Origin of the sequence: Kitasatospora sp. NPDC101235 (assembly GCF_044767505.1) — a bacterium.
Taxonomy (GTDB): Bacteria; Actinomycetota; Actinomycetes; order Streptomycetales; family Streptomycetaceae; genus Kitasatospora.
This window is the reverse complement of sequence record NZ_JBIWNZ010000015.1, coordinates 124231-146194: the sequence shown is the minus strand read 5'-3', so window position 1 is coordinate 146194 and position 21964 is coordinate 124231. Positions and strand designations below refer to the sequence as shown.

Here is a 21964-nt window from a genome sequence, read left to right as displayed (position 1 = left end):
CTTTCGGCTGCGCTACTTCTGCCGGACGCAGAGCCTTCCGGTGATCTGCACACGGTCGACGTCACCGGTCACCGGGTCGCGCAGGAACCGCCCGAGGTACGGCATCGCCGCGCGCGCACCGCCGTCCGAGGGCGTGCGGAAGGAGAGGTCCTTTCCGACGAGGAGCCGGACCGGCTCCGCTCCGGCGATCGAGAGCAGGAGGTCGCCGCCGTCGGCCTCGACCCGGCACGACCAGTCGCCGTTCGCGTAGTCCCCCGCGCACTGCGGCGGCGCCGGCACGGACTCGGCGTCGGTCGTGTCCCGAGGATGGTCGCCGACCTCCAGGCCGGTTTCGCCCAGCCGCCCGAGCAGCGACTCCCACAGCCGCGCGCCGGTGCTGCCGTTGGCGGTCAGCGCCACCACGGTCCCCGTCGCCGGGTTCGCGCGCAGGTGGCTCCACGCACCGTCGCCGGTGCCGTCGTGGCCGAACCAGCCCCCGTACCGCGACCATCCGGCGCCCCAGCCGTCCGCCAGCCCGTAGGCGTCCACGGCGAGCCCCTCCGTGACGTCCTCGCGCATCGATCGCGCCGTCGCGGCGTCCAGCAGGCCCGCACCCGGGCCGAGGCCCAGGTGCGCGGCGCCGAACAGCGCGAGGTCGCGGGCGCAGACGCACAGGCCGGCGGCCGGATCCTCCAGCGGCGGTACGGACTGCTCCCCGATGGGCCGGGGCGGGGCGTCCGGGCGTACGAGATGGCCCAGGGCGGTCGGCGCCGCGGCGTCGCACCCCAGTGGGCGCAGCAGCATCGACTGCACCGCCTCCGCCCAGTCCATCCCGGTGATCTCCTCGACCAGGCGGCCGGCGATCAGGTAGCCCGGGTTGGAGTAGGAGAAGACCGTGCCCGGCTCGTGCACGGCCAGCTCGGAGGCGTGCCGGGCGAGCCACCGGGCGCGGGTGGTTCCGGGTGGCAGCTCGGCGGTGTTGGCCGCCAGGCCCGCGGTGTGGCTGAGCGCCTGCCGCAGCGTGAACTCCGGGCCCGCGCGCAGCTCGCCCAGCTGCTCCGACAGGGGCTCGTCCAGGTCCACGTCGCCGTCGGCGACCAGCAGGGCCGCGAGCGTCGCGGTGAACGCCTTGGTGAGCGATCCGAGCGGGAACGCCGTCGCGACCGTCACCGCCCGTCCCGACCCGGCCTCCTCCTCACCGGTCTCCGCGGTGAGGAGGTGGCCGTCGCGCCAGATCGCCAGCTGGGCGCCGGGCACGCCGTGCCGGAGCGCGAGCTCCGTGAGCAACTCGTTCATCGGGCGTCCTCCGTCCCGAGGGCCGGGTCGCACAGGCGGGCGATCGAGCGCAGCGCCGCCGCCAGTTCGGAGCCGACCCGCTCGATCGTCTCGGGCTCGTGCAGGTTGACCGAGTAGTAGAGGTCGAAGCCGAGCCGGCCGCCCTCGACCGCGCCGACCACCTCCAGCGCCTGCTCGACCAGCTCGCGGCCGTCCTGTTCCTGGCCGATCTCCTCGTGGAAGGCGTGGAACAGCGAGCGGTCGGCCGTCTGGGTGATCTCCTCGGTCTGGCTGTGGTAGTTGAACGACACCGCGGGAGGTGTGTGCTCCCCCGACGGCGTGCCGTGCCCGGCGAGGTGGCGCAGCGCGCCGTAGCCGATGCCGTTGCCGGGAACGGCGCGCAGGCAGCGGCGCACCGATCGCACGACGGCGGGCCAGTCGGCCTCGTCGCCGGTCCGTCCGGGCACCTCCAGCGCGACGGGGTACGAGCTGGTGAACCACCCGACGGTGCGGGAGAGGTCGATGTCGTCGAAGATCTCCTCGCGTCCGTGGCCCTCCATCTCGATCACCAGTCGGTCGTCGCCGGACCAGCGGCACATCGTCCAGGCGAGCGCGGAGAGCAGCACGTCGCTGACCCGGGCGCGGAACCTGCCCGGTGCCACGTGCAGCAGCGCCGCGGTCTCGTCCTGCTCCAGCCGCACCGGCATGATCCGCCGCGACGACACCACGTTCGGTCCGGGGCCGTCGGTCGGCAGCGGCGCCGCCTCGGGCACCGCGTCCCAGTGCGCGGCCTGGTCGGCGAAGCCGCCGTCCGCCGCGTGCGCCGCGAAGCGGGTGGCCCACTGCCGGAACGACGAGGTCTTGGCGCCGAGGTCGATCGGCTCGCCGCCGAGCGCCTGCCGGTACGCGAGGTCCAGGTCGTGGTTGATGACCCGCCACGACACCGCGTCGATCACGAGGTGGTGCACGGTCAGGTGCAGGTGCGCCCGCCGGTCCGCGCCGAGGTCGAACAGGACCGCCCGCAGCAGCGGCCCTTCGGTCAGGTCGAAGCTCGTGTCGGCCGCCGCGGCGAGCCGGTCCATGGCCGGGAGCAGCTCCTCGTCGGGCAGCCCCGAGAGGTCGTGGCGCTCGAACAGCTCGCCGGTCTCGGCCGCGAGGTTCCACTGCGACCAGTGGCCCTGCTCGTCGGGCTCGTACCGCATCCGCAGCGCGTCGTGGTGCGCGACGACCGCCTCGATCGCGGCGCGCAGCGCCGCCTCGTGGGTGTCCGCCGCGAGCTCGACGTGGATCGACTGGACGAGGTGCTGCGGGGCGGCCGTGTTGCGCGCGAAGAACGCGTGCTGGATCGGGGTGAGCGGCACCTCGCCGGCCTCTGCCTCCTGGGTGGCCTCGACCTGGCGGTCCTGGCCGGCGGCGGCGACGAGCTGCTCGACGGTCGGGTGCCGGAACAGGTCGCTGGAGGAGACCTGCAGTCCCGCCCGGCGGCTCTTGAACACGACCTGGATGCTGAGGATCGAGTCGCCGCCGAGGTCGAAGAAGTCGTCGGTGACCCCGACCTGCTCCACGCCGAGCGTCTCGGCCCAGATCGCGGCCATCGTGCGCTCGTCGGCGGTGCGGGGCTCCACCGTGGCCCGGCCGGCCGCGGTGGTCGTGGGCTCCGGCAGGGCGCGGCGGTCGACCTTGCCGTGCGCGGTGAGCGGCATCTGCTCCAGCCGGACGATCGCGGCCGGGACCATGTACTCGGGCAGTCGGGCGGCGAGGTAGGCGGTCAGTTCGGCCGGGTCCTGCTCGGAGACCACGTACCCGACGAGACGCCGGCGGCCGGGCTGGTCCTCGCGGACGATGACGGTCGCCCTTGCCACGTCCGGGTGGCGGGTGAGCGCCTGCTCGATCTCGCCGAGCTCGATGCGGTAGCCGCGCAGCTTCACCTGGTCGTCGGTACGGCCGACGAACTCCAGCGTGCCGTCGGGCCGCCAGCGCATCAGGTCGCCGGTGCGGTACATCCGGGAACCGGGCGCCCCGAAGGGGTCCGCCAGGAAGCGTTCGGCGGTCAGCCCGGGGCGGCCCCGGTAGCCGCGGCACACGCCGTCCCCGGCGAGGTACGCCTCCCCGGCCACGCCCACCGGCACCGGCTGCAGGTCCCGGTCGAGCAGGTAGACCCGGGCGTCCGCGGTCGGCCGGCCGACCGGGACGGTCCCTCCGTACTGCCCGTCGCGCTCGACCGGGAAGCAGGTCGAGGTCACCGAGCACTCGGTGGGCCCGTACTCGTTGACGATCCGCAGGTCGGGCAGCCGGTCGAGGACGCGGGCGCAGTGCGGTGCGGACAGCGCCTCACCGCCGACCACGACCGTGCGAACCCCCGCGAGGATTCCCGGGTCGGTGTCGGCGACGGCGTGGAAGAAGCCCGCCGCGAACGAGATGGCGTCCACCTCGTTGTCGCGCAGGAACTTGTCGAGCTCGTCGACCGAGCGGAAGTCGCCGGGCCGCACGGCCAGGCACGCGCCGCTCAGCAGCGCCTGCCACAGCTCGTTCTGCGCGGCGTCGAACGAGATCGAGTGGTGCTGGGCGATCGTCGCGGCGTCGCCGAAGGTGTGCTCGCCCGCGGCGCGCACCAGACGGACGAGGCCGCGGTGGGTGACCATGCCGGCCTTGGGCGCGCCGGTCGAGCCCGAGGTGTAGACGAGCACGGCGAGGTTGTCCGGGACGGTGCGCGAGGGCAGCGGCGCGGCGACGGGCTCGTGCCGCAGATCGTCGACCAGCAGGATCTCGGCGTCGGTCGGCGGCAGGCCGGGCGCGAGCGCGGCGCTGGTCAGCATCACCGGCACGCCCGAGTCGCGGAAGAGATAGGTGAGACGCTCGGACGGGTACCCGGGGTCGAGCGGCACGTACGCGCCGCCCGCCTTGAGGACGCCGATCATGGCGGTGATCATCTCGGCGCCGCCCGGCAGGCAGATGCCCACCGGCACCTCCGGACCGACGCCCCGGCCGACGAGATCGTGGGCGAGCCGGTCGGAGCGGGCGTCCAGCTCGGCGTAGGTGAGCCGGGTGTCGCTGGCGACGACCGCGAGCCGGTCGGGGTGCTCGCGCGCGACCTCCGTGAAGAGCTCGTGCAGGCACCGCTCGGGGTAGCCGGACGGGGTTCCGTTGAACTCCTCGATCAGCCGGTCGAGTTCGGCGCCGCGGACCATCGGCAGGTCCCGCAGCGTGGTGCCGGGTGCCGCCACCATCGCGTCGAGCATGCCGAGCAGGTGATCGGCGAAGCGGCCCGCGGTGGCGTCGTCGAACAGGCGCGGGTCGTAGCCGAGCCGCATGTGGAGTCCGTCCACCAGGTGCGCCACGCAGGTGAGCGGGAAGTTCGACGTCTCCAGGCCCGCCAACGAGCGGACCCCCAGCCCGTGGCGCTCGGCGGCGTTCTCGTCGTACGGGAAGTTCTCGAAGACCACGCAGCTGTCGAAGAGGTCGGTGCCCGCCGGGATCGCGGCCCAGTTCCGGACCTGGGCGAGCGAGACGTACTCGAACTGGCGGCCGTCGACCTGCTGCTCCTGGATCTCGCGCAGCCAGGTCCGCAGGTCGCTGTCGGGCGAGACGGTCAGCCGGGCGGGCAGCGTGTTGATGAACAGGCCGACCATCTCGTCCGAGCCCGGCAGGTCGGCGGGCCGGCCGCCCACCGTGGTGCCGAAGCAGACCTGCCGGTCGCCGCTGTACCGGGACAGCAGCAGGGCCCAGGCGCCCTGGATCAGGGTGTTGACGGTGACCCGCGCCTCCCGGGCGAAGCTCTCCAGCCGCCCGGTCTCCTCCGCCGTGAGCACGAGGTCGAGGTGGCCGGTGTCGCGGGACTGGTGCGAGCGCAGCGGCGGCCGGTCGTACGGCAGCACGGTGGGCGCGGAGAACCCGGCGAGCAGGCCGGTCCAGTACGCCCGCGCCGCGGCGGTGTCCTGCTCGCCGAGCCAGCGCACGTACTCGCGGAACGGACGGCGCGGGCGCGGCGGATCGACCTCGCGTCCGCTGAGCGCGGCGTGCTCCACGAAGACCTCGTTGAGCACGTCGGCGAAGCTCCAGCCGTCGAGGAGCAGGTGGTGCGACGAGCAGCGCAGGTGGACGCTGGACGCGGAGAGCCGGGCCAGGTGCAGTCGCAGCAGCGGCGGCTGCGACAGGTCGAGCGGCTCGCCCGGAGCCTCGGCCAGCAGGCGGATGCGCTCCTGCTGCTGTGCCTCGGTCAGCTCCGACCAGTCCTCGATGACGACGGGCACGCGCACGTCCCGGTGGACCACCTGCAGGGGGCGTCCGCCCTCGGCGTCGGCGATCGCGGTACGCAGCACCGGCGTGCGGTCGACGACCCGTTGCCACGCCTCGGCCAGCACGGCGGGGTCGGTGACCCCGTCGAGGACCAGCCCGAGGTGGGTGAAGTAGATGTCGTCCTCGTGCGCGTCGAGCGAGTGGAACAGCAGGCCGCTCTGCATCGGCGTGAGCGGGTAGACGTCCTCGACCGTGCGGCCGTCCCCGGCGATCCGGTCGACGCCGGCCTGGTCGAGCCCGGCGAGCGGGAAGTCGGACGGGGTGCAGCCGCCGGCCTGGGCGCAGTGCGCCACGATGTCGGCGAGCGCGGCGGTGAACCGCGCCGCGAGGCCGGCGATCGTCGCCTCGTCGTGCAGCGCGGCCGAGTACTCCCAGGAGAACTCGATCCGGCCGTCACGGACCATCCCGGTGACCTCCAGGCGGTTCGGACGGGCCAGGTCGGCACTGCGGTCCGGTACCGGGCTGGGCTGCCAGCCGCGCAGCAGGCCGTCGCCGGTGGCCACGTCGAAGTGGCCGTGGTAGTTGAAGCCGACCTGGCAGCGGCCGCCGCCCAGCCCGGCGCCCTCGGTCAGGTAGCGCAGGGCGCCGTACCCGATGCCGGCCTCCGGGACCGCGCGCAGGGTCTCCTTGACGGCCTTGAGCCGGGTGCCCCAGTCCTCGCCCGGCACGGGCAGCACGACCGGGAAGAGCGTGGTGAACCAGCCCGCCGTGCGGGACAGGTCGACGTCGTCGAAGAGGTTCTCGCGGCCGTGGCCCTCCAGCTCGACCGCGACGGCCTCGCTGCCGGACCAGTCGGCCAGCACCGCCGCGAGCGCGGTCAGCAGCACGTCGTTGACCTGGGTGCGGTACGCCGCCGGCACGTCCCGCAGCAGCGCGCGGGTCAGCTCGGCGTCGAGACCGGCCTCGACCGTACGGGCGTGCGCGAGCGTGTCCGGTGCCGTGCGGTCGACCGGCAGCGGCGGGCATGCGGCGGACGCGGCCTCGACGGCCTGCCAGTACGGTCGCTCGCCGTCGAAGCGGCCGGCCCCGGCCGCCTCGGTCAGCCGCATCGACCATTCCCGGAAGCCGGTGGACTTCTCCGGCAGGCCGACTCGCAGGCCCTGCACCGCCTGCTCGTAGGCGAGTTCCAGGTCGGAGAGCAGCACGCGCCAGGTGACCCCGTCGACGACGAGGTGGTGCACCGTGACGAACAGCCGGTCGGGCTCGGGTGCACCGGAGAAGTGCACCGCGCCGAACAGGGGCCCGGCGTCGAGCCGGAAGCCCGCCTGGGCCGCCGTGACCGCCTCGTGGACCGCCCGCTCGCGGGCCGGGGCGTCGAGGCCGGACAGGTCGACCGTGCGGAACGGCTCACCCGTCTCGGCGATCGCGCAGTGCTGCCGCCAGGCGCCGTCGGTGCACACGGCGCGCAGCCGCAGTGCGTCGTGGTGGTCGAGCAGCGCCGTCACCGCCGTGCGCAGGGCGGCCGGGTCGGTGCCGGGCGCGAGCTCGACGAACATCGACTGGTTGAAGTGGACGGCGCCCTCGGGGTACTGCTCGAAGTACCAGTGCTGCACCGGGGTGAGCGGCACGTCCCCGACCGCGGTGGTGGTCGCCTGCGGCGCCGGCTGGTCCGCGCTCCGGACGACGGCGGCCAGGTCGGCGACGGTCTGGTGCAGGAAGATCTGCTTGGCGGTCAGGCGCAGGCCGGCCCGCCGTGCCTTCGACACGACCTGCAGCCCGACGATCGAGTCGCCGCCGAGCTCGAAGAAGTTGTCGCTGACCCCGACCGAGCCGGGCTGGAGGCCCAGCACCTCGGCCCAGATCGCGGCGAGCGCGGCCTCGGTGTCGTTGCGCGGCGGTACGTGGTTCCCGGCGGCGTGGTCGGTGGTCGCCGGCGCCGGCAGCGCCTTGCGGTCGAGCGTGCCGCTCGGTGTCATCGGCAGCTCGTCGAGGACGACGAGTGCGGAGGGTACGGCCGGGTCGGGCACGATCCCGGCGAGGAACGCGCGCACCTCGGTGAGGGTGGGCGCGGTACCGTCCGCGACCAGGTAGCCGACGAGCCGGTCACGGCCGCCCGTGTCGGGTCGCACCGCGGCGGCCGCGGCCGCGACGCCGGGGTGGCGCAGCAGGGCGGCCTCGACCTCGCCGAGCTCCACCCGGAAGCCGCGGACCTTGACCTGGTCGTCCGCACGGCCGAGGTACTCCAGGTTGCCGTCGGGCCGCCAGCGCCCGACGTCGCCGGTGCGGTAGAGCCGTCCGTCGGTGAACGGGTCGTCGATGAAGCGCTGCTCGGTGAGCTCGGGCCGGTTCCAGTACCCCTGTGCCACCCCGTCACCGCCGATGCAGATCTCGCCGGGCACGCCGACGGGAACGGGACGCAGCCGGGCGTCGAGCACGTACGTGCGGGTGTTGCCCAGCGGCCGGCCGATCGGCACGACCGCCGTGTCGCCCAGCGCGTCGGGCCGCAGCCGGTACGTCGTGGAGTCCACGGTGGTCTCCGTGGCGCCGTAGTTGTTCGTGACGACGGCGTCGGGCGGGAGCAGCTCCAGGGTCGCGGCCGCGTCGCCGGCCAGCCACGCTTCCGAACCGACCGCGAGGACGCGCAGCGAGTCCGCCCGGTGGCCGGCCCAGGACAGCTCCTGGGCGACCGCCTTGGCCAGCGACGGGGTGGTCACCAGCAGCTGCGGGCGGACCTCGGAGATCAGCGCGGCCAGTGCGGGCGGGTCGGTGATCACCTCTGCCGGGCAGATCACCATCTCGCCGCCGTACATCGCGGACATCAGGAAGTCACCGAGGAACAGGTCCACGGCGAGGCTGGACACCGACAGGCTGCGGCCCCGCAGTCCGGTCAGGTCGTAGCGGGCGTCCCAGGCGCGCATCATGTGTTCGGCGTTGCGGTGGCTGACCATCACGCCCTTGGGGCGGCCGGTCGAGCCGGAGGTGTAGACGACGTACGCGAGGTCGTCCGGCCCGACGGCCGTGGTGGGCTCCGTGGCGGGGTGGCGGGCGATCGCGTCCCGGTCGGTGTCGAGGAGGATCGTGGTCCAGGGGCCGTCGCCGACCGCCGCCGAGTCGCCGATCACCGTCGAGTCGGCGACCAGCACCGGGGCGGCGGCGTCGCCGAGCATCATGGCCAGCCGCTGCGCGGGGTGCTCGGGGTCGAGCGGCACGAACGCGCCACCGGCCTTGAGGACGGCCAGCAGCGCGACCATCGCGTCCACGCCGCGGTCGAGGCAGACGCCGGTCAGCACGCCCGGGCGGACGCCGGCCGCGACCAGGTGGTGCGCGAGCCGGTTGGCCCGCGCGTCCAGCTCGGCGAAGGTGAGCCGCTCGCGGCCGTCGCTCACCGCGACGGAGTCGGGCGTCCGGGCCGCCTGCTCGTCGAAGATCCGGTGCAGGGTCCGCGCGTCCGGTACCGCGATGGCCGATCCCTGCCATTCGGCGGTGAGCGTGTACAGCTCGTCGGCCGGCAGCATGGACAGACCGGCGAGCGGCGCCTCGGGCTCGTCGGTCACCGCGCGCAGCAGGGTGACGAGGTGGCCGCCGAGCCGCTCGACGGTCGCCCGGTCGAACAGGTCGGTGCTGTACTCCAGGTAGCAGACGAGCGAGGAGGCGTCCTCGTAGAAGTCGAGCGTGAGGTCGAGCTTCGCGACGTCGACCGGCGGCTGGATCTCGGTGACGTCCAGCCCCCGGAAGGCCGGCAGCGTGTCGGCCAGGTTCTGCAGGTTGACCATCACCTGCACCAGCGGCGGCCGGGACGGGTCCCGGTCGGGCCGCAGCGTGTCGACGAGCCGCTGGAAGGGGACCTCGTCGTGGGCGAAGGCGTCGAGCAGGCCGGCGCGCACCCGGCCGAGCAGCTCCGTGAACGACAGCGACTCCTCCACCTGGGAGCGCAGCACCACGGTGTTGATGAAGGTGCCGATCAGGTTCTCCAGCTCGGGCCGCTGCCGGCCCAGGGTGACCGTGCCGACCGCCACGTCGGGTTCGTCGCAGTACCGGGCCAGCAGCACCTTCGTGACCGTGACCAGGGCCATGAACAGCGTCGCGTCACGCCCGCGGCTCAGCTCCCGCAGCCGGTTCAGCACGTCGGCGGGGATCTCCACCGGCAGGGTCGCGCCCGCGGGCGTACGGACGGGCGGCCTCGGCCGGTCGGTGGGCAGGTCGGCCGTGCGCATGCCCGCGAGCCGGTCGCGCCAGTAGCCGAGCTGCTCGTCGAGCGTGGCGGACCGCTCGCGCTCCCAGACGGCGAAGTCGGCGTACTGCACGGGCAGGGGCGACAGGGACGCCGCCGCGCCGCCGACCGCCTCGTCGTAGGCGGCGGCCAGCTCGCCGAGCAGCCGCCCGGTCGACCAGCCGTCGCAGACGATGTGGTGCGTGCCCAGCACGAGCACGTGGTCGTCGGCGTCCACGCGCAGCAGGGTGGCCCGCAGCAGCGGTCCGCGGCGCAGGTCGAACGGGGTGTTCAGCTCCGCCGTGAGGAAGCGCTCGACCGCGGGCATGGCGTCGGGCCCTGACACGTCGACGGTCGGCAACGGCCGGTCGGTGTGCTCGTGCACGACCTGGACGCCGCGGCCGTCGACCGCGTCGAACGTGGTGCGCAGCATCTCGTGCCGGCGCACGACCTGGTCGAGCGCGGCGCCGAGCGCAGCGGCGTCGAGGTCGCCGCGCAGCCGCAGCGCGCGCAGCGAGTTGTACTCGGCGCTGTCCGGTTCCAACTCGGCGGAGAACCAGAGCCGCTCCTGCGCCGACGACATCGGCAGCAGGCCGTCACGGGGGGCGGCGGGAATCGGCAGCTCCGCGGGCGCGGACTGGCCGGCGAGGCGGCGCAGCAGCTCCGCCCGCAGGTGCGCCGGTACGGACGCGAGCATCTCGTCGTGCTGGGTCATCTGCATTCCTTCCAAGGTCAGATCCGGCCGGGCGCTTCGGCGCCGGAGGCGGCAATCAGGCTCGCGATGATCCGCTGCTGGACGACCGCGGCAAGGTCTCTCACGTGGCGGTGCTCGAACAGATCCCGCGGGGAGAGCGGCACGTCGAACGCGGTGCGCATGCGGACGGCCAGGCGGATCGCGTTGATCGAGTCGCCGCCGAGGTCGAAGAAGCTGTCGTGCGCGCCCACCCGGGGCACGTCCAGCACCTCGCCCCAGATCCGGCAGACGGCCTCCTCGGTGGGATTGGCCGGCGGCACGTACGAGTCCTCGTCCTGACGGAGCCCCGCCGCGGGCAGCGCCGCCCGGTCGAGCTTGCCGTTGCGGTTGATCGGCAGCACCGCCAGCGACACCACGGCGGCCGGAACCATGTAGGCGGGCACGTGCTGGGCGACGTGCGCGCGAAGCTCGTCCGCGGTCGGCTCGCCGGAGCGCGGCACCACGTACGCGACGAGCCGCTTGCCGGCCCCGTCGGACTGGACGACGACCGCGGCCTCGGCCACCGCCTCGTGCCGCAGCAGCACGTTCTCGACCTCGCGCGGCTCCACCCGGAAGCCGCGGATCTTGACCTGGTCGTCCGCCCGGCCGGCGAACTCCAGCGTGCCGTCCCGGTTCCAGCGGACCAGGTCGCCGGTGCGGTACAGCCGGGCGCCCGGCGCGCCGAACGGGTCGGCCACGAAGCGCTCCGCGGTGAGGTCCGGCCGGCCGATGTATCCGCGGCCCACGCCGGCGCCGCCGAGGTAGAGCTCTCCCGTGACGCCGGGCGGCACGGGGCGCAGCCGGTCGTCGAGGACGTGGACGCTGGTGTTGGGGATCGGCCTGCCGATCGGGACGTTGTCGTACCGGGCGCCGGGCTCGACGGCGAACAGCGTCGCGGCGACCGCGCACTCGCTGGGACCGTAACCGTTGAGCAGGCGGCGGCCGGGCGACCACGCGGTGGCGAGGTCCGGGGTGAGGACCTCGCCACCGCACAGGATGGACTCCAGCTTCGGCAGCGCTTGCGGGTCGAGCACCGGCAGGACGGTCGGCGGCCCGGTGACCGCGGTGACGTCGGCCTCGCGCAGCTGCTCGATCAGTTCGGCGCCGCTGTAGGTCCCGGCGGTCACCGGAGCGACCAGCGTGGCGCCGCCCGCGAGCGTGCTCAGCAGGACGAGCGAGGCGGCGTCGAAGCTCATCGGGGAGAGCTGGTAGATCCGGCTGCCGGGGCGCACGTGCAGGGGGACGACCGCCTCGATGGTGTTGACCATGGACCGGTGCTCGGTCATGGTGCCCTTGGGCTTGCCGGTCGAGCCCGAGGTGTAGACGGTGTACAGCAGGTCACGGGGGCTGCCGTGGTCGGGCGGGGCGGTCGCCGGCCGGGCGGCGATGGCGGGCCAGTCCTCGTCGAGCAGGACGAGCGGGGTCGTCGTGCCCGCGAAGACGTCGACGTGGCTGGTGTGGGTGAGCACGACCGCCGGGCGCGCCTCCTGCAGGATCGCCGCGGCGCGCTGGGCGGGGTAGTCGGGGTCGATCGGCACGTACGCGCCGCCGGCCTTGAGCGTGCCGAGGACGCCGACGACCAGGTCCGGGCCGCGCTCGACGGACACGCCGACCAGCACGTCCGGGCCGACGCCGAGCTCGACCAGGTGGTGGGCGAGCCGGTTGGCGCGCTCCTCGACCTCCGCGTAGGTGAGCCGGTGCTCGCCACGCTCGACCGCGACGGTGTCCGGCCAGCGGGCGGCGCGCTCGCTGATGAGCTGGTGCATGCGCCGCTCGATGGAGTACTCGGAGGGCGCGCCCACGCCCCACTCGCCGAGGATGAGTTCCAGCTCCGCGCCGCTCAGCGCGGTCACGTCGCCGACGCTCGGCGCGGACCCGCCGGCCAGCCCGTCCAGCACCGTGATCAGCCGCTCGGCGACCCGCTCCACGGTGCCCGGCTCGAAGATCGTCTCGTCGTAGAGCAGCCGCATGACCAGCGACTCGCCCGGGAACACGCTCAGCGCCAGCGGGTAGTTGGTGGCGAACTCGACGTCGAAGGCGCGGACCACCGACCGGTCGAACGGGTAGTTCTGGAAGACCACGGCCGTGTCGAACAGCGCCGTCCCGGGCTCCACGTCGGCGAAGGACTGCACCCGGTTGAGCGGGGCGTACCCGAACTCCCGCGCCGCCGCCTGCTCGCGCTGCAGCTCCGCGAGCCAGGGCTGGGTCCGCTCCTCGTCGTCCACCCGGACCCGGACGGGCTGGGTGTTGATCATCATGCCGACCATCGACTCGATGCCGGGCAGCTCCGCCGGGCGCACCGCCATGCTCGTGCCGAAGCAGACGTCGCGCTCGCCGCTCAGGCGCGCCAGCAGGATCGCCCACGCCCCCTGGACCAGGGTGTTGGCAGTCAGTCCGGTGCGCCGCGCGTACCCGGAGACCCGCGCCACCGTCTCCGCCGGGACGGTCACCTGCACCGTCCGCCGGGCGGTGGGCCGGTGGCCCTCGGGCGGCTGCCGGTCGCCGGGCACGGACACCGGGCTGGTGAAGCCCGCCATCCGGCCGCGCCAGTAGTCGTCGGCGGCGGTGAGGTCCCGGTCGGCGAGCCAGTGGACGAAGTCCTGGAACGGCGGACGCGTCCGCACCGGCTCGCCGCGGTAGGCGTCGAGCACGTCCTGCAGCAGCTCCGCGGCGCTCCACCCGTCGGTGACCACGTGGTGGATCGTCCAGACGAGCTCGACGGCGTCCGGGCCCAGCCGCACGATCGTGACCCGGCTCAGCGGCGCCACGGTGAGGTCGACGCCGGCGGCGCGGTCGGCGTCGAGCAGCTCCCGCAGCCGCGCGGGGTGCTCCGCCTGCGGGACGTCGCTCCAGTCGAGCTGCGTCACCGGCAGCGTGACCTCGTCCCGGACGACCTGCACGGGCTCCTCGACGTCGGCCCAGCGCAGCTCGGTGCGCAGCACCGCGTGCCGTTCGGTGGCCTCCTGCCAGGCCCGGCCCAGGAGCTCGGTGTCGGTGCCCTCGCCGAGCCGGACGACGAGCTGGTTCAGGTGCAGCGCCGTGTCGTCGAGCATCAGGGAGTCGAAGAGCATGCCGCTCTGCATGGAGGTCAGCGGGTAGCTGCCCGACCGCGGCGACTCGTACCGCGGCTCCTCCGGCTCCTCCTCGACCCGCTTCGCGGTGCCGGCCAGCGCCTCGACCGTCGGATGGGCGAAGACGTCGGCCGTGCTCAGCACCAGCCCCTTGGCGCGCGCCCGCGCGACGATCCGCATGGTCAGCACGGAGTCGCCGCCGAGGGCGAAGAAGTCGTCCCGCGCGCCGACCCGCTCGACGCCGAGCGTCTCGGCCCAGATCGCGGCGAGCTCGCGCTCGGTGTCGGTGCTCGGCTCGCGGTACGCCGCGTCGCCCACCGGGGGCTCAGGCAGCGCGGACCGGTCCACCTTGCCGTTCGCGTTGATCGGCAGCCGGTCCATCCAGACGACGCGCGCGGGCACCATGTAGCTCGGCAGGCGCTCGGCCAGCCGGTCGAGCAGCTCGCCCTCGGCGAGCGGGCCCGGCCCCGTCGGGTACGCGACGATGCTGCGCGTCGCGCCGCTCTCCCGCACCATCACGGCGACGTCGGTGACGCCGGGGCAGTCGCGCAGCGCGGCCTCGATCTCGCCCAGTTCGATCCGGAACCCGCGGATCTTGACCTGGTGGTCGGCGCGGCCGAGGAACTCGATGAGCCCGTCGTCGGTCAGCCGCACCCGGTCGCCAGTGCGGTAGAGGCGGCCACCGGGGACGAACGGGTTCGCCACGAAGCGCTCGGCGGTCAGCGCGGGGCGTCCGAGGTAGCCGCGGCCGGTGCCGTCGCCGGCCAGGTACAGCTCGCCGTCCGCGCCCGCGCCGACGGCCCGCAGCCGCTCGTCGAGCACGTACGCCTCGGAGTCGTCCAGGGCCGTGCCGATCACCGCGGCCCGGGTGGGCTCGCCGCCCGGCGCCATCCGGTGCGCGGTGGCGCACACCGTGATCTCGGTCGGCCCGTACACGTTGACGACCGTGGTGTCCGGGCAGGCGCGCCGCGCCTGATCGATGGCGGTCGCCGACGGGGTCTCGCCGCCGGTCCACACCTCGCGCACCCCCGCGAAGCAGCCGGGCTGCTCCTCGGCGAAGAGCCGGAACAGCGCCGCGGTCAGGAAGACGCCGTCGAAGCGGTGCTCGGCGATGAGCCCGGCCAGCCCCGGGGCGGTCAGCTCGTCGGGCGCGATGACGACGCGGCCTCCGTTGAGCAGCGGCACCCAGATCTCGAACGTGGAGGCGTCGAACGCGAGCGGCGCGTTGAACATCGTGCCGCGGCCGAAAGCGGCGCGGACGTGGGGTTCCCGAGCGAGCGCCAGGATGTTGCGGTGGGTGACGGACACGCCCTTGGGCCAGCCGGTCGAGCCCGAGGTGTGGATGACGTACGCGAGCTGCTCCTCGTCGACGCTCACGCTCGGGGCGTCGGGGCGCCGGCCCGGGTCCGCGCCGTCCACGACGAGCACGGACGGCCCGGCGGTCGCCGCCCGGTCGGCGGTCGACCGGTCGGCGATCAGCACCACCGTGTCGGTCCCGGCGAGCAGCCGGCGGACCCGCTCGTCGGGGTAGCTCTCGTGCATCGGCACGTAGACCCCGCCCGCCTTGAGCACGGCGAGCAGAGCGACAACGGTCTCCGGCGAGTGGCCCGAACGGCCCATCAGCATGCCGACCCGCGACTCGGCGCCCACCCCGGCGGCGACCAGAAGGTGGGCCAGGTGGTTGGCGCGCTCGTCCAACTCGCCGTACGTGAGGGTCCGGTCGGCGTCGACGACCGCGGGCGCGTCCGGGTCCCGCCGGGCGTGCGCGGCGACGACGTGGTGGACCGTCCGGCCCTCCGGGTCGGCGGGTGCGTTGTCAAAACCGTGGGACATGCTCGGCCCTCCACTAGAGACACGCGTGGCGCGCGGATCAGTCGACGGTCGAGCTTGGCGTGCGGAGGGGTACCGGCTCCACGTTCTTGAGCGGTGAGGAAACTGCCCGCTCGGTGGGGGTCCTGGTGGGGATGCGCGAAACAGGTGAGGCGTGGCCGAAGCCACGCCTCACCTGCTGTCAGCGGTCGTACGTCACTCGGGCCGCGAGATCGCCTCCACGGCCGGCGGACGCAGTGCGAGCCGGGCCGGCACCATCACGGCGGGCCAGGCGATCGCCACGGCCGCGACCACGATGCCGAGGTACATCAGCGGCGGGATGGAGGGGAACACGGAGTGCCGGATCGCGTAGCTCATCCCGATCAGCGACGGCAGCGCCGCGATCGTGCCGACGACGATCGCGCACAGCGCGATGATGCCCGCCTCCTGACGCATCATCGACCGGACCTGGCTGGTACGGGTGCCGACGAGGCGCAGCAGGGCGAACTCGCCCCGCCGCGAGACCGTCGCCATGACCAGCGTGTTGACGACGGCGATGGCGAGGTAGCCGAGCAGGACGGCGTTGAGCATGAGGCTGACCCCGCTGGCGCCCGCATCGGTCGGTGCGACGGTGACCGCCGCGGCGTCGCGCACGCTCAGCGTCGGGTACGGCTTCAGCGCCGCACTCAGGTCCGCCTTCGGGTCGGCGTTCACCATCACCCACTGGTCGAGGTGGTCGGTGGTGTGCGCGATGACCACGTCGTTGGGCAGCGTGATGTCGCCGAAGCCGAGCCCGTTCTCGTAGACCGCGACCACCTTGGCCTTCTCGACGGTGCCGTCGCCGAGGTGCACCTCGACGGTGCCGCCCACGTCGGCGCCGACCGTGCCGGAGACGATGCGGCTGAGTGCGACCGTGTCCCCGGTGAGACCGCTGAGGTCGCCCCGCAGCACGTCCAGCTTCATGGTGTCCGACACGGCCGCGGGGTCGACGCCCTGCGCCGAGGTGATCCGGTACTGGACGCTGTCGCCGTCGGGCCAGGTGAGGATCGTCGAGGTCCGGGCGACCGGGCCGACCGTGCGGACGCCGGGGACCTTTCGGAGCTCGTCGACCACGCCGGGTGAGATCCCCGCGCTGTCGGAGGTCACCACGTGGTCGGCGATCACGCCGTCGACCAGCTGGTCCTGCGCGGTCGCGGCGAGCGTCGTGGCGCCGAAGAGCTGGGCTGACGCCATGGTCACGCCCATGATCAGCGGGGTGGTGGCGGCGCTGAGCCGGCGGGCCCGGGCCCGGGAGTTGGCGATCGCGAGGAACCGGGTGACGCCGCCCGGACGACGGCCGAGCAGCGCCGCGATGCCGCCGAACAGCTTCGGTCCGAGCAGGCCGACGGCGATCACCAGGAGCAGCGCGGAGCTGGCGGCGCCTTCGATGGCCGACTCGCCGGGCAGCACGATCGGCAGCACGACCGCGACGGCCAGGCCCCCGGGCACGAGCAGCAGGCCGAGCGTGAGCCGGACCCAGCCGAGCTTCTTCGACTCCACGGCCACGTCGCCGAGCGCCTCGACGGCACTGACCTTCGCGGCCCGCCGGGCCGCGAGCCAGCCGCCGATCCGGGCCGCGAGGACGCAGACCAGCACCGCGAACAGCACCGGCAGCGGCGTGATCTCCAGGGAGAATCCGGCCGGCAGCACGCCGGCCGACGTGAACACGGAGTGCAGCAGCAGGGCGAGCAGGATGCCGGGGACGGCGCCGAGCACGGCGCCGATCCCGCCGACGAGCACGGCCTCGCCGCCGATCATCCGCAGCACCTGCCGCGGGGTGGCACCGACGGCGCGCAGCAGGGCCAGCTCGCGGCGGCGCTGCTGCACCTGCAGGGCCAGCGTGCCGGAGACCACGATGACCACGAGCATGATCATGGTGGCGCCGAAGGCGCTGGCCACCTCGATGACGAAGGACCGCGACTGCCCGATGTCGAGCGTCTCGACGTCGCTGCGGTCGTCGCCGGTGTAGGTCTCCACACCGGGCGCGGCCTTCTTGATCCGGTCGGCGAGGTCGCCCGCGTCGGTCCCGTCCGCGGCCAGCACGCCGACGGCGTCGATCTTGCCGGGCAGGTCGTAGAGCCGCGCCGCCCGGTCGTCGGTGAAGAAGACCGCGGACTGCCGGTCGAACGAGACCCCGGGCTCGGCGACGCCGCTGACGTGGTACGACTCCGGCTTCGACCCGGCCACCAGCGTGACCGTGTCCCCGGCGCCGACGCCGGCCCGCTTGGCGAGGTCGCTGTCGAGCACGACGTCGTCGGCCGCTTGCGGCTGGGAGCCCGAACGCAGCGTGAACGGTGCCAGCACCGAGGCGGACCAGCCGTGCCCGTACACGGGCGGGCCGTCGAGGACGGAGTCCTTCTTCAGGACGGTCATCCGGACGCTGGTGTCCGCGACCGCGGATTCGACGCCCTTGACCGCGGCGACCTTGGCGACCGTGTCGGCGGGCAGCCGGACCCGCTCGGAGAGCCGCGGGTCCGAATCGCCGTCGACGGGCATGGCCTGGTAGCCGCCGACGACGACGGCCGCCTTGTGGTACCGCTCGGCCGGGACTCCCGAGCTGAGACCGGTCTCCAGCAGCGCGCCGCAGGCGGTGATCACGGCGGAGCCGACCGCGACGGCGATCAGCACCGCCGCGAAGCCGCCCTTGCGGCCGCGGATCGTGCTCCAGGCCAGCGAGAGGTTCTCGCGCGAGAGCGTCTTGACCTTCTTCTTGGCCTTGACGCCCGCCGGCGGATCGGCCGCCTTGGCCGCGCTCTTACGGCTCACCACTCACCCAGCCTGGTCATCCGGTCGGCCACCTGGTCCGGCGTCGGCCGGACGAGTTCGCCGGCCAGCCGGCCGTCGGCCAGGAAGGTCACCGAGTCCGCGTGCGAGGCGGCGACCGGGTCGTGGGTCACCATCACCACGGTCTGGCCGGTCTGGTCGACGACCCCCCGCAGCAGTTGCAGGACCTGCTTGCCGGTACGCGTGTCGAGCGCGCCCGTCGGCTCGTCGGCGAAGATCACGTCGGGTTCCGTGATGAGGGCGCGGGCGATGGCCACCCGCTGCCGCTGACCGCCGGAGAGCTGCCCGGGGTAGCGGTCGCCCATGTCGGCGAGCCCGACGTTCGCCAGCTCGGCGCTCACCCTGTCCATCGGAACCGGCTCGCCGGCCAGCCGGAACGGCAGGCCCACGTTGTCGGCGATGGTGAGCGAGTCGAGCAGGTTGTACGCCTGGAAGACGAACCCGACCCGTTCCCGTCGGATCTCGGTGAGCTGCTCCTCGTCCAGGCCGACCAGGCGGGTGTCGCCGAGGGTCACGCCGCCCTTCGTGGGTTGGTCGAGACCCGCCGAACAGTGCAGGAACGTGCTCTTACCAGAGCCGGAGGGACCCATGATCGCGACGAACGTCCCACGCCGCACGCCTATCGTCACGTCGTCCAAAGCAGTGACCACATTGCGACCGGAACCGTAAGTCTTCGTCACGGATTCCAACAAGAGAGCATATCCGCTACTCACTTCACACCCTTCCCCCTTTTGCGGGGAACCGTACCGTCCGGCGCCCTCGCCGATCAACCCGACTCTGGCGGAAAAACGATTTTTAGCCGCGCTCCGACAGAGCTCGAATAACGGCTCCCACCTGCGCTTCTCCTTTCAGGCCGGGCTCCCCCCGGTCAGCCGCGCGGCCGAATCTCGACGTTCGGTACGACGAACGTTCGACGCCTGTTCACGGCACCGACCCCGCCGCGCCGGCGGCACACCACACGGCCCGGACCGCCGTGCGGGAGCGGTCCGGCCACAAACCACCGGGGCCCGGGGCGGCACCCGCGGCCCGCACGGGGGCACCGGAGGCGCGAACCCGGTCCCGGGGCATCCGCGGGCCCCGCTCCCACGCCGCATCCGCACGCCCATCTCCGCCTGATGCACCGTCATCGTGCGGGCCCGCCAAGCGCTCCGCACCCGGGTCGCCGCGTCCGGTGCGGCCGACCTCACGGGACGCCCCGGCGACACCCGCCCTTTCGCCACCGGCCGCGCCCCGCCCACCCACGACCGGGGGACCCGGAGCCCCCAGCCGGGCATCGGCCCCAGCCGTACCCGCTGGGCGACCGGCAGCCGACGGATCGTGGACCACGGCCCGGAGCGTGAGACCCGGAAAGCGGCTCCGAACTGCGGGTTTCACTCTGCGGGCAACAAGATGGCCGGTCCGTCGCACACGCCGAAATACTTCTCGACGTCCCGGGGGCTTTCCACCGCACCGGGCCATGGGCCTGCCACGGCCCGGAAATATCGGCGGCCGCGTCGAGAATTTCCGCACCGACAGCGCTTGACAATCCCCCCTGCATCGATGGGCAGCGAAAACAATGATTCCTGCGGATCTGGAACACGCCGTCTACGGAATGTACGCCACCCACGCTCTGCACGTCGCGGACCGGCACGGTGTCTTCGAGCACCTGACCCGGCACAGCGGCGACAGCGCCGGGAAGATCGCGGCCGCCCTGGCCGTCGACGAGGACACCCTCGAACGGCTCCTGCTGGTGCTGTCCTCCTTCGGCGTCCTCGACGCCGAAGGAGGGCGCTACGCACTCGCGGCGGACGTGCGGCCCTACGTCGACCGCGACGACCCCCGCTACCTGATGGGATTCGTCGACCACCTGATCGGCGACACCGCCGACCAGTTCGGACGGCTGAACGGCTACCTGCACAAGGGCAAGGCCGAGACCGACCGGGACACGCCGGCCCCGTTCGAGGCCATCTACCGCGACGACGAGTCGGTGGGCCGCTTCCTGAAGGCGATGTGGGGCCTCAGCCACCACGTCTCGCACGAGCTCGCCGCCCTGGCCGACCTGAGCGACGCCCGGCAGCTGATCGACGTCGGCGGAGCGAGCGGGCCCTTCTCGGTGGCCGCCCTGCAGGCCTTCCCGCAGCTGCGCTCGACCGTGTTCGACCTTCCCCAGGTCGGTCCGCACCTGGCCGCACGGGCCACCGAGCACGGGCTCGGCGACCGGCTGGACTTCGCGGCCGGCGACTTCTTCCGCGACCCGCTGCCGGCGGGCGACTGCTTCGCCTTCGGCTACATCCTGTCCGACTGGGACGACGAGACCTGCGTGACGCTGCTGCGCAAGGCGCACGACGCGTGCCTCCCCGGCGGCCGGGTCCTGATCATGGAGCGGCTCTTCGACGACGACCGCGGCGGCCCGCTCGCCACGGCCGTCATGAACCTCTCCATGCACGTCGAGACCGAGGGCCGGCACCGTACCGCGGCCGAGTACCTGGACCTGCTGCGTCAGGCCGGCTTCGCGGACGGCACGGTCCGGCGCTCCAGCGGCGACAAGCACCTGGTCATCGGCCTGCGCGCCGGGAGAGACACCGAGAGAGCGACCGAGCGGTGAGCCCCTTCAGAGCCCTCGCCCCGGCCCGCTCGCGGGAACTGTCCGCGGCCTGCGCCGAACTGGCCGACTGGCTGCACGCCACGCCCCTCGCCGAGCTGCCCGACGACGAGATCCTCCGGCTGTCCGAGCGCTACGACGAGGCCGTGGCCGGGCCGGACACCGACGAGAACGAGATCCTGCGGCTGCTCACCCGGCCGTTCAGCCGGCGCCTCGACATACCCGAGTACTACCGCTACACCGGGCTGCACGTGGCCGGCTGGTACTTCGCCCGGCGGGAGGACACGTACGAGGCGGGCCTGATGCTGCTGCACGCGCTCGTGACCGACCTGATCGCGCTGGAGGAGCGCGAGACCGGGCTGCACGAGACCACGGTCGAGGAGGGCGCGGAACGCGTGCGCCGCCTGAAGGCCGTGCTCGACCACCTGGACCGGTCCCCCGTCGGCCCGGACCGCACCATGGCGAGCGCCGAACTGGTCCGGCTCGCCGGCCACGACGACGCGCTGGTCCACGACCTGATGGTGGTCAACCGCTGTTCGGGGTTCCGCCGCTCGGACAAGCACGACGAGCACATCTTCATGCGCGCCGTGCAGGCCTGCGAGATCGGCTTCTTCCTCATCCGCTGGACCGCACGCCGCGCGACCGAGGCCATCGGCCGCGACCGCGACGAGTACGTCCTGCGGGTGGGCCAGCTCACCTGGGCGGCCGAGCTGCTGAACGTCGTCTTCCACGCACTGCGGACGCTGACCCCGGAGCTCTTCATGGGCTTCCGGGACGCGACCGGGAGCGCCAGCGCGGTCCAGTCGCTCAACTACCACCTGATGGAGCTGGTGGTGTACGGCTACGACGAACGGAAGATCGACACCTACCGGCGCTTCGAGCACCTGGCCCCGGTCAACGACCCGCTGCTCCGCGCGTTCACGTCCCTGCGGGACGCCGCGGGCGGCTCCCAAGACCCCGACGTGCGCGAGGCGTTCGCCGCGAGCGAGACGCCGCTGCACGTCTGGCGCGGCCGGCACTACGGATTCGGCCGCCGCTACCTGCCGGACACCCCTGGGTCCGGCGGCACCGAGGGTGCCGGTTACCTCAAACGCTTCGTCGGAAAGTCCGGATTGCCTTCCGGTGACCTTGTCGACGATGCCGAGCAATTGCTCACCCGGTTCGCCTTCTGCTGACAGAGGGTCATTTCGATTCCTATCCCGGCGCCCGCGCCGGTGAGTCCCGGCAACCGCCGTGGCTCCAAGCAC

The 21964-nt window shown here is 73.4% G+C and carries 7 protein-coding genes; 2 read left to right on the top strand and 5 right to left on the bottom strand.

Annotated elements, in window-relative coordinates:
* Positions 1-12: 12 nt before the first annotated feature.
* The 5 genes from ACIRRH_RS24670 to ACIRRH_RS24650 form a co-directional block, all read right to left on the bottom strand.
* Positions 13-1275: a serine hydrolase domain-containing protein gene (locus ACIRRH_RS24670; RefSeq protein WP_403071201.1), complete on the bottom strand. Its 1263-nt coding sequence runs from the start codon at positions 1273-1275 to the stop codon at positions 13-15.
* Positions 1272-10415, bottom strand: coding sequence for an amino acid adenylation domain-containing protein (locus ACIRRH_RS24665; protein WP_403071198.1), 9144 nt, complete (start codon positions 10413-10415; stop codon positions 1272-1274). The genes ACIRRH_RS24670 and ACIRRH_RS24665 overlap by 4 nt, the downstream gene beginning before the upstream one ends.
* 17 nt (positions 10416-10432) lie before the next feature.
* Positions 10433-15337, bottom strand: coding sequence for an amino acid adenylation domain-containing protein (locus ACIRRH_RS24660; protein WP_403071195.1), 4905 nt, complete (start codon positions 15335-15337; stop codon positions 10433-10435).
* 192 nt (positions 15338-15529) lie between these two features.
* Complete coding sequence (locus tag ACIRRH_RS24655; protein ID WP_403071192.1) at positions 15530-18121, bottom strand: ABC transporter permease; 2592 nt, start codon at positions 18119-18121, stop codon at positions 15530-15532.
* Positions 18115-18849, bottom strand: a complete 735-nt coding sequence (locus ACIRRH_RS24650) for an ABC transporter ATP-binding protein (protein WP_403071335.1) — start codon at positions 18847-18849, stop codon at positions 18115-18117. The genes ACIRRH_RS24655 and ACIRRH_RS24650 overlap by 7 nt, the downstream gene beginning before the upstream one ends.
* A gap of 878 nt (positions 18850-19727) precedes the next feature.
* Between ACIRRH_RS24650 and ACIRRH_RS24645 the strand changes: the two genes are divergently transcribed.
* Positions 19728-20720, top strand: coding sequence for a methyltransferase (locus tag ACIRRH_RS24645; protein WP_403071189.1), 993 nt, complete (start codon positions 19728-19730; stop codon positions 20718-20720).
* The gene (locus ACIRRH_RS24640) at positions 20717-21892 is read left to right on the top strand and encodes a tryptophan 2,3-dioxygenase family protein (protein WP_403071186.1); all 1176 of its coding nucleotides are present in this window, start codon (positions 20717-20719) and stop codon (positions 21890-21892) included. The genes ACIRRH_RS24645 and ACIRRH_RS24640 overlap by 4 nt, the downstream gene beginning before the upstream one ends.
* Positions 21893-21964 lie beyond the last annotated feature (72 nt).